The organism is Collinsella sp. 1033st1_E11_1033SCRN_220408 (genome assembly GCF_039062465.1).
GTDB lineage: Bacteria > Actinomycetota > Coriobacteriia > Coriobacteriales > Atopobiaceae > Parolsenella.
In genome coordinates this window covers 276,174-289,837 of record NZ_JBCLNF010000002.1, presented here as the reverse complement: position 1 = coordinate 289,837, position 13,664 = coordinate 276,174, and the positions used below count along the sequence as shown (strand labels likewise).

The window sequence follows — 13,664 nt, the reverse complement described above, 5'->3', positions numbered from 1 at the left end:
CGTCTGTGACCTGCGAATTTATGGGGATTCTTCATTAACGCTTCATAAAACGGGTGCCGTTCGCCAGCGGGCGGGCGGCGCCTTGCATATTTAAGATAAAATAGCCCTCTGATGTCGCACGTGGGCATCAAAGCTTGCGGCCGGATGCTGCAGCGTCGGGGTATTGAACACCAAACACGACCACGCCTCGATCATACGCAGGGATGCTGTTCTTTCGAGCTCCCCCGAGGCGGAGGACGCGCTTGGCAAAACGCGTGAATAAGACGAGGCGCTTTAGGGTTGTGCCGCTCACGGTGACGTTGGGCGTCGCAATCATGGTGGCCGTCGTCTTTGCCGTCACTCACGTTGGCCCCGCCCGCGCGGCGATTGGCACTGATGACGTGGCGGCCATCGGAGTCGGCGACCTGTCCTCGACGGCGCAGCTCTCCAGCGATGCCGCGGGCAAGTTCGCTGAGGCGGAGACTCCCGCCACCACCACTGATCTCACCAGCTCTTCCACTCGTACCGGCTATGTGGTCAAGACCATTGGCCCTTCTGAGGCCGGATCTGTCTCCGCCGGCGTCGCCATGGACGGTGACAACGTCGTCGTCACCCGCGACGAAGGCTGGCAGCAGGGCACCGCTTCTGCATACACGCTCGCCTGCAACGATGGCTATGACGCCACGGCCTCCGGCACCAAGCTTACCGAGACCAGCATGACCGTCGCCGTCCCCTCCAGCCGCTCCGATCTTCTCGGCCGCACGGTCGAGATCTATTACAACGGCATGACCGTCACCGCCAAGGTCACCGATACGGGCGGCTTCGCTCCTCTCGGTCGTGATCTTGACCTCGCAGGTGGCGTTTGGCGCGCTTTTGGCGCAACCTCCACGGATAACTGGGGCGTTCGCACCGTCAGCTATCGTTTCCTGTAGGGGAGATGACGCCAGGGCTCTTTCTGCCCGTCGGCCTCACAAGAGTCATTAATCCGTGCCATCCGCCTGACGCCGTCGGGCGGATGTCTTTTTATCGGCTACCATTGCAGCATGGGCGCGCCGCAGGGGCGCGACAACGGAGGGAACCAAAGCATGGCTCAGCTCATCGAAATCAAGCGCGTTGCGGTTTCGCCGCAGCACTTCACGGCCCGCGTGCGCATCGCCAACGGTGGACCGCTCACCACGGACGAGGACCTGATCGGCACCACCCACGTCTATAACCTCCTGCCGGAGATCATCAATCACGCGTGCCTTGGTGACGCGGGGGAGACCTTCAAGGAGGCCATGGGTGCCACCGAGGTCGCCCACCTGCTTGAGCACGTGACCATCGAGCTCATCGCTCGCACCGGCCTCGCCGGCGACATCTCGTGCGGCCGCACCTGGGAGGTCACGGGCGAGCCTCGCACCTATGACGTGCAGCTTTCCTGTCCGGATGACGTCCTCGTTGCCTCCGCTCTTTCGAGTGCGGCGTGGATCTTGCAGTGGGCCTATGCGGGCGCGGTTGACCCCAAGCCTGACATTGAGGCCATCGTCTCCGGCATTCGTGAGCTCGTGGAGCATGCCGAGGAGATCGCCAGCCGCGAAGCCGCGGAGGATGCCGCCGCCAAGGAGGCCGCTGAGCCCGAGGGCGTTGCCGATCAAGAGGGCGATTGTGCTGATACCGCGTCTACCGAGAACGAGGAAGCATAACCGCCTGCGTGGGTATAATCGCCTAGAACGACCGAATAGCCGTGCGTCCGCGTGTGCGGAGCGCCTAAGGAGGCAACAATGAGCAAGGGTGCAGTTGGATTTGTCCTTGGCAGCGTCTTTGGTGCTGCGGTGGGTGCCGCTGCCGGCATGATGCTGGCTCCGCGCTCCGGCGCAGAGAGCCGCGCCATGGCTGCGGATGCCATGAATGACGCGTGGGATGCCGCCGCTGACGCTTACGAGAAGGGCGGCAACGCCGTCGCCGATCGCCTGAACAACATTCGTCCGTCCGTCGATGCCACGACCGACGAGCTCCGTGCCAAGATCGATCTTGCCCGCGAGCGCATGGATCAGCTCCGCAACACCATCTCTGACAACGTCGCCGTCGCCGCTGACAACGTGACCGCCGCCGTCTCTGATGTCGCCGAGAAGGTTGGCGCCGCCGTTCCTCAGGCTCCCGCTGCCGAGGCCGCGGACGTCCACGTCGAGGACGCCGCCGAGGATGCTGAGGGCACCGAGGAGTAGGCCTCGGTCATAGAAGTAAGAAGACACGGGGCGCCGGCGGTCAACCGCGGGCGCCCCGTCGCGTGCTTGGGCTCAGGCGCGCCCATAGATAGCCGGGGGTATTGATGGCAAAGCAGATGATGGCCAAGCTCGTTGGCTCACGCGTCTACGTGCGCGGAAAGCAGACCAAGAAGCAGAAGAAGAACGATTTGCCAGCTGATCCCAAGAAGATTGGCAAGGTGCACAACCTCGTCTTCTCCGCGGATAGCCGCGTCGTTGTTGGCGTGATGCTCAAGCGCCCGGACATCGCGGGCATGGTCAAGCAGGACGACCGCTTCATTCCGCTTGACGCGCTCAAGTTCGTCGACGCGGGCGTCATCTGCCGTGGCGAGAAGGATGATTTCGACAAGGACGCCTGCAAGCGCCTGAGCCTCGACCTCGACCATTGCATCATCTGGGGTGGTGCGGACGTCTACTGCGAGTCCGGAAAGTTCCTCGGCTATGTCATGGACGCCAGCGTCGACGTGGAGACGGGCGAGGTCGATTGCTTCTGCGCCCAGGAGGGCTCCACGGCATCTTCGCTCGTGGGCACCTTTGACATCCCGGCGGCGTGGGTTGTCCGCTATGACCGTGGGCGCATGATTGTGAAGGACCAGGCTGCGAAAATCGAGCTTTCCGGTGGCCTCGCCGGCAAGGCGGGCGAGGGGTATGCGGTCGCCAAGGAGGGTGCGAAGCAGGCTGCTTCCAAGGCCGGAGCCGCCGCTTCGGTCGCCGTCGACAAGGGAAGCCATGGGCTTGGCAGGGTGATTGGCAAGGCCAAGGTTGGCGTTCAGCATGCGGTGGAGGACTTCCAGGAGGCTTCCGGTGCGGACGGCGCGGCGCAGGCCGGCAAGGCTGCGGCAAACACGGCTGCAGGAGATGCTTCGGCAGCCGCCGGAAATAGGGTAGCGCACGCCACGCCCACGTCCGATAATGGTCAGAAGGCTGCTCGCGTCGTTGGGGAGCAGCTTGGCAAGACCAAGGGCATGTTTTCCGGCTTTCTGCGCGAGTTCAAGGACGCGAGCAAGTAACGGCGTGCCCGCATTCCCGAACGAACGGAAACGACATGTCCTATGACCAGAATCCCTACGGCGATCAGCGCCGCGGCGACGACCGGCGTCGCGCTCGCGACTCGCGCGCCGGTGGTTATGACTCGTATCAGCGCGCCGGTGGTGAAGGCTACCGTGGCCAGCGTCCTGCCGGCGGCCACCGTGGCCAGAGGCCTTCCTCTGATGCCTATGGCAGGACGGGGAACCACGGGGCTGGCGCCGGCGCTCGTGGCTACGCTGGTGACCCTCGTCTCTCGCGCGGTTACGCCGCCGGCTCTCGCTCCTCTCGCGAAGACGCGTATGCCCGCGACCGCCGAGCCGGAGGCTATTCATCGGGTGTGACCTCTTCGCGTACGGGTGGTTCTTCTCGTAAGCGGAGCGCGTCTCAAGACGGGCGGCCTGCGGCGTCTCGCCAGCCTGGCCGCTATCAGGATGCCCCGCAGCTGGGTGGCGGGGATCGCCGCCGTGCGTCTGGCTCGTATGCGCGCCAGGGCGCTGGCAACCGCTATTCCACGCCGGCAGGCGGGCGCTCGAGCTCGCGCGGTCATGGCCAGGCGGGCCGCCGGTCCGCGAGCGGCCGCGGCGGCGCACCCAAGATCGGGATGCCCAGGCTTACTACCAGCGCGTTTAGCGCCCATAGCCGCGGCGGTATGCCCGCCGGTGGCGGGCGTCGCGTTGACTTCGCCGGTGCCCGCCCTGCAATCATCGGCATTGCCTGCGTTGCCATCTTTGCGATCGTCGGCATCCTTTTGTGGTCGAATCGCAAGGTCGACATCAAGCTCAACGGCGAGGACTTTAGCGTCCGCGTGAACAGCACGTGCGAGCAGGTCATCTCTGCCGCCGAGCTCTCGCCCAAGGCGGGCAACCTCGTCTCGGTCTCTGGCAAGAACCTGGAGGACGGCGCTGGCTATGCCTTCACGGCGACCCTTGGGGGCAACGAGCTCTCCTCTGAAGACGCCGCGGCGTATCGCGTGGCCGGTGGCGACGAGCTTGAGATTGCTGATGGCGGGGACCGCATGGAGGATTATGACGTCGAGGTGATGCAGGAGAGCCCGCAGCTCGAGATGGGCGGTGACGCCTGGGGCAACATCACCTATATCTCCCAGTGGCCGAAGCCCGGCTCGTACGAGATGCGTACCGGTAAGCGCTCGGGCGAGAAGGCCCGCGGCGACACGCTCGAGGAGACTCAGAACGCCATCATCACCGTGCACCAGATTGCGCCCGATGACGGCAGGAAGCTCGTTGCCCTCACCTTCGACGATGGTCCCGCGGAGAAATACACCGAGGCCTACCTCGACATTCTTGACAAGTACAACATTCACGCCACGTTCTATAACCTTGGCCAGAACATCGAGGCGTATCCGGATATCGCCAAGAAGGTCATCGATCAGGGCAGTGAGATCCAGAGCCACACCTACCAGCACGCACAACTTACCAAGCTCGATGCCTCGGCGTTGCAGAGCGAGTTCTCAAGCGCCTTCCAGGATATTAAAGACAACGCTGGTGCCGATACCACGGCGTTCCGTCCGCCTTATGGCGACTTCAACGAGAATGCATGGCTCAACTCGGGTGGTCTCGCTAGCGTGAGCGTGCTGTGGAACCAGGACTCGCTTGACTGGAAGCGTCCCGGCGCGGATGCGATCGTCCAGAACTCCCTCAAGGGCATTACCTCGGGAAGCATCATCCTCATGCATGATGGCGGCGGCAACCGCGACCAGGACGTCGAGGCGCTCCCGACTATCATCGAGACCCTCCAGGGGGAGGGCTATGAGTTCGTTACCGTGACGGAGCTCATGAAGAGCGACAGCTCCATTCCCGAGGACATCGCGTCCGGTAACGCGACGATGCCGGAGGGCTGCGTCTGGCCCACGGAGATCAAGGGCAATGACGACGATGCGACGACTGCCGCCACCACCGCGGCGGCAAGCGGAGACGGCTCGGGCGAGGACTAGGAGCTGTCGGTGCTCGGGCGGCTTGGACGCGTGCCGGGCGGATGCGACGGCGTGCGGAGGAGCTGTATGTGGGCGTGCCTGACTGGGAACGAGCCGCTCACGGGTGTGCCTGGCAGCAGCTTTTTTGGGCAAGGTAGTCGCCCCTTACCCTCAGCTGACGTTTTGCGTGTACAATTGGCGGCGCTAGGGCCTCGATGGCCCGGCGCCGCCGGCTTAGTTTCGGCGGTGGTGTGGCATGTTCGCCGCGCCTCTATCCAAAGAGAAGGGTCATTGATGAAACCTCGACCTGTGAGTCGATGACCCCGTGTGACGTGCTTCAAACGGACGCGCCGCATGGGATGTCCGAGCCTCGGCGCCGTCGCCTGAGAGCGTCTCGCGCGGGTGGCTAAGGTTGCGATCGCTTTGGTCGCAAGCGCGAAGGAGCACAAATGATTTATCTGTCCCAGCTTCTGGGAAATCCAGTTCTTGACGCCAACGGCGAGAAGATTGGCGTCGTCAATGACCTCGGCATCGCCACGCGCGAGGTCTTTCCCCGCGTTACCTCGCTCGCATTCCGCGGCCCCGGCAAGACGCCGTTCATGATTTCGTGGCGCAAGTACGTCGACTCCTTCGATGACGGCGAGGTTAGGCTCGCGGTTCCCGCGACGGATATCCGCTTCTCCTACCTGCAGCCGGACGAGGTCCTCATCGCGCGTGACCTCCTCAACAAGCAGATCGTCGACACGCGCGGCATGCGCGTCGTCCGCGTGAATGACCTCAAGCTCTCCGATACTAGCCAGAGCCAGCTGCGCCTCCTTGGTGCCGAGGTGGGCGCTCGTGGCATCCTCCGCGCGCTGTCTCCCGCCCTCGAGCGCCTGGCCGTTCGCGCTGCCCACGCTTTTGGTGATGAGATTCCCGAGAAGATCATCGCGTGGAACTACATGGACCTCATCGATCGAGACCTTTCGAGCGTGAAGCTCTCCGTCTCGCACCAGACGCTCGATGACCTGCATCCCGCTGACGTCGCGGACATCATCGAGCAGCTCGACCCGCGCCTGCGTGGTCAGGTCTTCGCCCAGCTGGACGACGCCCAGGCCGCCGAGGCAATCGCGGAGCTCGATGACGACGAGATGGCTGCGAGGATCATGGACAACATGGAAGACGCCGACGCGTCGCGCATGCTGTCCGAGATGGACCCAGACGACGCCGCCGAGCTCGTGGGAGAGCTCGACTATGAGCGCGCCGAGAAGCTCCTGCGCCTCATGGGCATCAAGGAGCAGCGCGCCATTCGACAGCTGCTGGGCTATAAGGACGACACCGCGGGTCGAATCATGACCTCGGAGTTCGTTGCCTTGCCGCGCGATACCACCGTCGCCGAGGTCGTCGACCGCATGCGTGCGCTCCCGGAGGACTTCGAGCCCGTCAACTACATCTACGTGACCGATGACGAGGAAAAACTCGCCGGGGTTGTCCCCGTGCGCCGCCTGTTCGTCTCGCAGCCCGAGGACACCATTGGCAAGCTTGCCAGTGACGACGCGGTTCTCACCGCCAGGCCGGATGACGACCAGGAGGACGTCGCCGAGGACATCGCCAAGTACAACCTGCTTGCTATGCCCGTCGTCGATGAGAACAGCGGCAAGATTCTCGGCATCGTCACGGTCGATGACGCGCTCGACGTTCTCGAGGAAGAGCACGAGGAGGACCTGCGCATTGCGGGTGGCTCGACCAACACCTCTGATTCCGGCGAGAGTTCGGGCGAGTTCCTGCGCTTCCTCCGCAACCAGATGTGGTTCTTCTTCTGGGCGATTGCCGGCCTTGCACTCGCACTTCTTCTCGGCCCGGAGATTGGCATTGCCGTCTCTGTGGGTGCGCCCGTCGCGCTCGTTGCAGCTAGCGAGATGATTCGCTATGTGACCGGCTTCTTCATCGAGTATGACGAGGACGACGAGGACGCGCCGTCCATCGGCGGCTTCGCCGTCAAGGGTCTCGCGATCGGTGTGGTTTGGGCCGCCATCGTTCTTCTCGTCATCGTGGGCGTGAACGGCGTTCTCTCGACCGCGAGCGAGGGTCTTGGTGCCGTTGTGTTTGAGCTGCTTCGCGGCTTCGAGGCGGCTGCGGTCGTGATTGTGCTGAGCTTCGCCACGGCGCCCGCGTACCTCAAGTTCCTCCGTCAGCGCGATGCCAATGGCGCGGATACGAGTGGCCTTGCTCTCCAGATCGCTGCTCTGGCGATCGCCCTCGTCGTGTTCGTTGTGGTGGCCTTCCTGCTGACCACGCCCATCATGGGGTAGCGCGTATGGCGAACCAACGTGACTGCATAGGGGGAGATGCCGCGTGAGGTCCTTTAAAGCGTGGCGTAACCTTCGGGGTGTCCGAGCCGTGGGCGCCGACACCTCCACCACCTCGCCCATCCGCAAGCCGCTTAAGGCAGCGCTCGTTCTCGGCGCGATGGGACCGGGTCTCTTGACCGCCCTCGCCGGCATGGACGCCGGCGGCGTGGCGACCTTCTCAAACGCCGGCGCCGTCTTTGGCTATGAGCAGCTATGGAGTATCCCTGTGATGTGCTTCCTGCTCATCGTCGTGCAGGAGACCGCCGCGCGCATGGGCTGCGTCACGGGCAAGGGCTTTGCGGCGCTCATTCGCGAGCAGTATGGCGTGCGCCTTTCTGCGTTCGCGATGCTGGCGCTTATCGTCTCCAACACGGCCGTTACGCTGTCTGAGTTCGCGGGTATTGCCTCCGGTATGCAGTTGTTTGGTGTTCCGCCCATCGTGAGCGTGCCCATTGCTGCCATCGCAGTGTGGCTCTTGGGCATGAGCGGGTCCTACAAGCGCATCGAGAAGATTCTCCTTGCTATTGGCTGCGTGTTCGTGACGTACGTCGCGGCGAGCTTCATGGTGGGTCCGGATTGGGGCGTGGTGCTCCACTCTACGTTCCTGCCGCAGGTCAACGTGACGCCCGCATACGTGAGCCTGCTGGTGGCAAACATCGGTACCACTATCTCGCCGTACATGATCTTCATGGGCCAAGGCAACGTCGTGGAGAAGAACTGCGACGCCGACGACCTTCCCTATCAGCGTATCGACACCGTGAGCGGTGCCGTGGTGGCGCAGCTCATCGCTTTCTTCATCGTGGTATGCACGGGTAGCGTGCTGCACCCAGCGGGAATCGAGGTCAACTCGGCCGAGGCCGCTGCCCGCGCGCTGGCGCCTCTCGCCGGCCCGTATGCCGAGGTCCTGTTTGGCGTGGGCCTCGTGGGCGCGAGCTTCCTTGCCGCGTGCGTGCTGCCGGGCATCACCTCGAGCGCCGTGTGCGAGGCCTTTGGCTGGGAGCGCGGCCAGGACAAGAGCTGGGCCGAGGCCCCGGCGTATCGCGGCATGGTCACGGCGATTACGCTGCTTTCTGCGCTTGTCGTCGTCATGCCTAACGTGGACCTCTTCGGCATCATGATGATCGCGCAGGTCATCAACGGCGTGCTGCTGCCGGTCCTTCTCGTCTTCATGGTGCGCATTGCCGACGACCGTCACGTCATGGGCGCCTACGCCAACAGCCGTCTCTGGACCACGCTGACCTGGTTCATCGTGGTCGTCGTCGCGATCCTCACCGTCGTGATGTTCGTGCTGCAGGCCATGGGCTACTAGCGGCACTTTCGCGGGCGCAGCCGAGCGCCGCCGGGCCACCGAGCTGCTGAGCCGCCGCCGGGCCGTTGCGCTGCCGCGTCGCCGGCTCTCGCGCGGCCGTCCCCAACGCGCCCGCCCCTCTCGTCCTTTTGCCGAGACATACACTTTTTCGAGATGCGGGGCCGATTCGCCCTCAATAACTCGAATACTTGCATGTCTCGAGGGGGCTTCTCGTTTGCCAGCGTGCAGTCAGGCGGACACTAATGAATCTCGCTGGCGCCGCCGACCAGTTTCAACACCGGACGTCCCGACGTCGTCACAGTTAAACGTGGCGCGCACCTTCTTGTTTGAATTCGATTGGTACAAAATCGCCAAAACGTGTTGGGTTGCTGTCTGATTCGCGTTTGAGCGCGCGGGTCTTTTTTCGCTTTCTCGAGCTTGTCGTGATTCTTCCATCCATGCTCTTGCCCATACGATGCGGAGGGGGCGTTCATGGGGAGTAGCACTCGGGAAAAGCGGCGTGTCAGCGAAAGGCTCAACGGTTTGTTTGAGCTTGCGGAGCGAGACGGGCGTTGCCTCGCCGGGGATGCTCCGTGGCTTGTCTCGGCTCTTAGCGTGAGGACCAAGAATGGCGGCGTTATTCGGGTGCGGCGAGGCCTCTATGCCCGCATGTCTTACTGGGCGGACTTGAACCCGGTCGAAAGGCACCTCCATGTCGCGCGTGCGCTCGCACGCGAGCATCCGGATTGGGTCTTCTGCAGGATGACGGCTGCCATGGCGCTGGGTCTATCCATGACGTACGCGCGCCATGATTTCGAAGGGCTGCCAATCGAGATCGCGGCACCTTCGGAGGCGCATTGCGGCGAGCGAAATGGCATCCGCATGTTGCCTCGTTTGGGTTCCGATGCCGTCTGGCGAGCTTCGGGCCTGCTCTTTGCTTCGCCAGCGCAAACGGTATTCGACTGCGTCCGCTGCTTGCCATTTGACGAGTCTCTGGCGATGGCGGACTCGGCCCTCCACATGAGGCTGATGGAGGTGGGCGAGTTCGCGGGCCTTGTTGTTGGCGCCACCCGAGCGAGGGGAATCAGAAACGCTCGTCGCGTCCTCGAGTGTATGGACGGCCGCGCGGAGAGTGGCGGGGAGTCCATGGTTCGCGCGCGCATGATCGAGCTTGGCTACAAGGAGCCAGAGCTACAGGTTGAGTTTCCCAATCCGCTTGAGCCTGGGCACACGTATCGCGCCGACATGCTAATTCGATGCGGCGAGAGGCTGGTCGTTGTTGAGCTCGATGGCAAGTGCAAGTACGAGGACCCCGAGATGCTTGTCGGAAGGGCTCCACTCAGAGTCCTGCTCGACGAGCGCCAGCGCGAAGCGCTGCTCACGTCGCACGGAGTCGAGGTGATGCGCCTGCGCTACGAGGACGTGATGGACGAGGGGCGTTTCAAGAGGTTGATGGATGCGTATCGGATTCCGCGAGCGGCACGTTGAGGGCGCGCGGCGGCGAAGACGGTTGCCGAGACACGCACTTTCTCGAGGTGTCGAAGTCGAATTGGCGCCATAGCTCGAGAAAGTGCGTGTCTCGGCGCATGTGGGCGGGCCCGGGCGGGCGCGAGGTGTCGGTCGCGGCCGCCCGAGCGGGCGAGTCGGTGCAGGCCGCGGGTTGCGGGTCGGTGCAGGTCGCGGGTTGCGGGTCGCGGGCTGCGGGTCGCGTGCGGCGGCAGCCTGGCGCGACCCGCAGCCCGCTAGATCTCGAGGTAGTCGAGGCCCTCGGCAGCGAATCGCTGGCGGAGCTCGTCCATGATAGCTACGCTGGCGCGAGCGCCGATGCGCTCGGCTCCGGCGGCGACCATGGCGAGCATCGTCTCGGCATCGCGGATCTTGCCGGCGGCCTTTACCTTGACGTTGGGGCCGACATTCTCGCGCATGAGGCGCACGTCATCGACGGTGGCGCCGCCCGTCGAGAAGCCGGTGCTGGTCTTGACGAACGTGGGCTCGACCTCGCGCGCGATCTCGCAGAGCTTGAGCTTCTCGTCTCGCGTGAGCAGGCAGTTCTCGAAGATGACCTTCGAGGGGACGAGGACGCCGCGGCGATCGGTCTCCTCGCGGCAGGCGTCGACGATCGAGCGCATCTCCTCGGTCACGTAGGACCAGTTGCCCTCCTTGACTTCGGTGAGGTTAACCACGTAGTCGATCTCGTCCGCGCCGGCGGCGAGGGCATCTTTGGTCTCGAAGGTTTTGCAGGCAATGGAGGTCTGGCCAAGAGGGAAGCCAATCGCGGCGCCAACGTGGATGTCGGTTCCCTCGAGCATGGCGTGGCAGCGAGCGCTCTGGCCAGAGTTGATGGCGACCATGCAGAAGTGATTCTCGAGCGCCTCGTCGCAGAGCTTGCGCATGTCGGCGTCGGTGGCGTCCGGCTGGAGGTTCGTGTGGTCGAAGAGGCGGGCGAAGTCATCGAGCGTATAGCGTTTGGTCATGGAGCACTCCAATCGACAAAGAGACACGTGAATACAGCCACCTTATAACGTTACAATACGTATTAAAGCTGACACGTCGCTTCTTCTCGGCGAGCGGTGCGAGACTAGCGATGTTATTGTCCGAAAAGTGTTCTAGCTGGTTAGGCGTTACTATAAAAAGGCAGATGCATGCCGTTGGACCAGTGTCTCGTTGGGGGCGTGGCGGTGCCCCGGCAGCGTGTCGAACACTTCATTGTTGCGTTGGCGACATGGCAATCAAACGGAACTGGGAGGTACGGGACATATGGCAAAGCAAGTGATGACATCGTCGCTTATGCCCTTGTACCTGCAGGTTGTTGGTAATATCAAGTACGCTATCGATTCCGGCAAGTATAAGGTCGGCGACAAGATTCCCACCGAGGCCGAGCTGGGCGAGCAGTACGGTGTGAGCCGCATCACCGTTCGTCGTGCCGTGAGCGAGCTCGTTGAGGCCGGATACCTCGTGAAGCAGCAGGGACGCGGAACGTTCGTCAAGAGCTCTCGCGATCTCATGATGGTGCAGCACAGGACGGACCTCGAGGTCCAGAGCTTTAGCGAGGCTTGTCGCAACAGCGGCTACGTTCCTGGTTCAATCGAGACAGAGCACTGCGTTCGCGAGGCGGCTCCGGATGAGTGCGCGTTCCTCGGCCTTTCCGAGGGCGACGAGGTTATCTCTTTCACGCGAGTCTGCCTTGCGGACTCGACGCCCATCATGATCGAGACGAACGTGTTTCCGAGGGCGGGGTTCGAGTTCCTCGTAGATGCGAAGCTCGGCGGCATTTCGCTTTACAAGTTGATTGAGGAGAAGGCCGGCAAAGTTCCCCACATGGTGGGCGAGTGTCGAATCAGTTCCACTCGTGCCGACGCCGTGCTCGCGGATGTGCTGAGCGTTTCCGTCGGCGAGCCGCTCTTCGTGTTTACGGCGCAATACAACGATCAGGACGAGAAGCCGCTCTACATGGGCGTTCAGCGCGTCGTGGGGTCTCGTTACACCTTCGCGTTCTAGCGGCGACGCGCCGTAGAGCCCGCCACGCCTTCGCGTTCTAGCGGCGATGCGTCGTGGGGTCCCGTTACACCTTCGCGTTCTGGCGGCGGCGTGTCGTGTGATCCCGCCACACCTTCGTGACTCAAAATTCGTCATCTAGCAGCGAGCTTGAAAGTCGTTCAGAAGCTCTGGGCATCGTGACGTCCGCGGCTTTTCTCCATCCGCGTTATCGATAACGAATATAAAGATATATAACGTTTGCCGGAAGTCTTATACCGTTCGCCCCGTTCGGCTGGTCACATGGCTCCGCGGCGTCTATGGTGAAGCTGTCGTTATAACGATATATGACGTTTTGCAAATGGAAACAGTCGCATGCAATAGTTGGAAACAAATCGAGACGACACTCAAGACGGTTCGAGACGCGCTTGGTTAACGCGAAAAGCGATGAAGGACGCGGACAGACACGGGGGCGAGGTGAAGATGGCGAACTTGACGGCAGAAGACAGGACGGGTGGCTACGCCGACCTCTTCCTTACGGCGCTGTGCTGGAGCTTCGTCGGCCTCTTCACGAGGTCAAACGCTTGCTCCGCATGGCTCACTTCTGCCGTGGCCTCGCTGTCCGGCCTGCTCTTTCTCCTCGTTGTCGTACGTCCCACTCTCAGGTTCACCAAGCGCGCTGTGTTCGTTGGCCTTGCGAGCTGCGTGACGAGCGTAACGTTCATATTCGCCAATAAGCTAACCTCCGTGGGCAATGCGATCGTCCTGCAGTACAGCTCGACGATCTTCGTCATCATCTACGAGTCGATTGAGCGCCGTCGCTTCCCCCGCGCCTCGAAGATCGGCGTTGTGGCGACGGCGTTTGCCGGCATGCTGCTGTTCTTCCTTGATGAGCTTACGGCCGAGGGGATGTTGGGCAATCTCCTTTCAATCGTCTCGGGCGCGTTCTTTGGCCTTGTGTTCTTCATGAACGCCAAGCCAGGTGCCCTTCCCATGCCCTCTTCGCTCGTGGGGTTTGCCGTGGCCTCGCTCGGCTTCCTTGTCGTCGCGCCCGAGGTTCCAACCGTCTCGCCTATGAACTGGGCGCTCATGCTTGGCCAGGGCATCGTGTGCTCTGGAGTCTCAAGCATCTTCTACGCCCGCGGCATTCGCCGTGTTCCTGCGTTCAGCGCGAACATGATCTGCATGAGCGAGGTCATTCTCGCGCCGACCTGGGCGTTTCTCGCCTTTGGCGAATCCTTCGGGCGCTTCGCTTTCATAGGTGCCATGCTGATTGTGGCAAGCATCGTCATCAACCTCGTTCTCGATAGCCGTGCGACATGCAAGGACGAGGGTCCCGCTGGGCATATATTGCCCTGTGAGGGGTGCGAAAGCACCCGGTGAACTAACCA

General features: G+C 62.7%; 11 protein-coding genes. 10 read left to right on the top strand and 1 reads right to left on the bottom strand.

All coding sequences use genetic code 11. The features are described from left to right. Positions 1–242: 242 nt before the first annotated feature. The 8 genes from ABCN07_RS03295 to ABCN07_RS03260 all read left to right on the top strand — a co-directional run bounded on the left by ABCN07_RS03295 (position 243) and on the right by ABCN07_RS03260 (position 10,287). Positions 243–911: an RlpA-like double-psi beta-barrel domain-containing protein gene (locus tag ABCN07_RS03295; RefSeq protein WP_343005359.1), complete on the top strand. Its 669-nt coding sequence runs from the start codon at positions 243–245 to the stop codon at positions 909–911. A 153-nt stretch (positions 912–1,064) separates the two neighbouring features. After that, positions 1,065–1,661: a hypothetical protein gene (locus ABCN07_RS03290; protein WP_343005358.1), complete on the top strand. Its 597-nt coding sequence runs from the start codon at positions 1,065–1,067 to the stop codon at positions 1,659–1,661. A 78-nt stretch (positions 1,662–1,739) separates the two neighbouring features. Continuing rightward, positions 1,740–2,183, top strand: coding sequence for a YtxH domain-containing protein (locus tag ABCN07_RS03285; protein WP_343005357.1), 444 nt, complete (start codon positions 1,740–1,742; stop codon positions 2,181–2,183). 104 nt (positions 2,184–2,287) lie between these two features. Continuing rightward, positions 2,288–3,232 carry a PRC-barrel domain containing protein gene (locus ABCN07_RS03280; protein ID WP_343005356.1) on the top strand — a complete coding sequence of 315 codons (945 nt, stop codon included), beginning with the start codon at positions 2,288–2,290 and terminating at the stop codon, positions 3,230–3,232. A gap of 35 nt (positions 3,233–3,267) precedes the next feature. Beyond that, positions 3,268–5,202, top strand: a complete 1,935-nt coding sequence (locus ABCN07_RS03275; protein ID WP_343005355.1) for a polysaccharide deacetylase family protein — start codon at positions 3,268–3,270, stop codon at positions 5,200–5,202. Between the two features lie 428 nt (positions 5,203–5,630). After that, positions 5,631–7,472, top strand: coding sequence for a CBS domain-containing protein (locus tag ABCN07_RS03270; protein ID WP_343005354.1), 1,842 nt, complete (start codon positions 5,631–5,633; stop codon positions 7,470–7,472). A gap of 157 nt (positions 7,473–7,629) precedes the next feature. Further along, a complete protein-coding gene (locus ABCN07_RS03265) occupies positions 7,630–8,820 on the top strand; it encodes an Nramp family divalent metal transporter (protein ID WP_343005415.1) in 1,191 nt (396 codons plus the stop codon). A 594-nt stretch (positions 8,821–9,414) separates the two neighbouring features. Further along, positions 9,415–10,287, top strand: coding sequence for a hypothetical protein (locus tag ABCN07_RS03260; protein WP_343005353.1), 873 nt, complete (start codon positions 9,415–9,417; stop codon positions 10,285–10,287). A 254-nt stretch (positions 10,288–10,541) separates the two neighbouring features. Here ABCN07_RS03260 and deoC read toward each other — a convergent pair whose 3' ends face one another. After that, complete coding sequence (deoC, locus tag ABCN07_RS03255) at positions 10,542–11,273, bottom strand: deoxyribose-phosphate aldolase (protein ID WP_343005352.1); 732 nt, start codon at positions 11,271–11,273, stop codon at positions 10,542–10,544. 283 nt (positions 11,274–11,556) lie between these two features. On the opposite strand from deoC, the gene ABCN07_RS03250 reads away from it, so the two are divergent. Beyond that, entirely contained in the window at positions 11,557–12,297 is a 741-nt protein-coding gene (locus tag ABCN07_RS03250; protein ID WP_343005351.1) for a GntR family transcriptional regulator, read from the top strand. Positions 12,298–12,765: 468 nt separating this feature from the next. Beyond that, complete coding sequence (locus ABCN07_RS03245) at positions 12,766–13,656, top strand: DMT family transporter (protein WP_343005350.1); 891 nt, start codon at positions 12,766–12,768, stop codon at positions 13,654–13,656. Positions 13,657–13,664 lie beyond the last annotated feature (8 nt).

Coding starts and splice junctions, on each gene's coding strand:
- ABCN07_RS03270 (WP_343005354.1), top strand. CDS start 5,631: ATGATTTATCTGTCCCAGCTTCTGGGAAATCCAGTTCTTGACGCCAAC.
- deoC (WP_343005352.1), bottom strand. CDS start 11,273: ATGACCAAACGCTATACGCTCGATGACTTCGCCCGCCTCTTCGACCAC.
- ABCN07_RS03250 (WP_343005351.1), top strand. CDS start 11,557: ATGGCAAAGCAAGTGATGACATCGTCGCTTATGCCCTTGTACCTGCAG.
- ABCN07_RS03265 (WP_343005415.1), top strand. CDS start 7,630: ATGGGACCGGGTCTCTTGACCGCCCTCGCCGGCATGGACGCCGGCGGC.
- ABCN07_RS03280 (WP_343005356.1), top strand. CDS start 2,288: ATGGCAAAGCAGATGATGGCCAAGCTCGTTGGCTCACGCGTCTACGTG.
- ABCN07_RS03275 (WP_343005355.1), top strand. CDS start 3,268: ATGTCCTATGACCAGAATCCCTACGGCGATCAGCGCCGCGGCGACGAC.
- ABCN07_RS03290 (WP_343005358.1), top strand. CDS start 1,065: ATGGCTCAGCTCATCGAAATCAAGCGCGTTGCGGTTTCGCCGCAGCAC.
- ABCN07_RS03285 (WP_343005357.1), top strand. CDS start 1,740: ATGAGCAAGGGTGCAGTTGGATTTGTCCTTGGCAGCGTCTTTGGTGCT.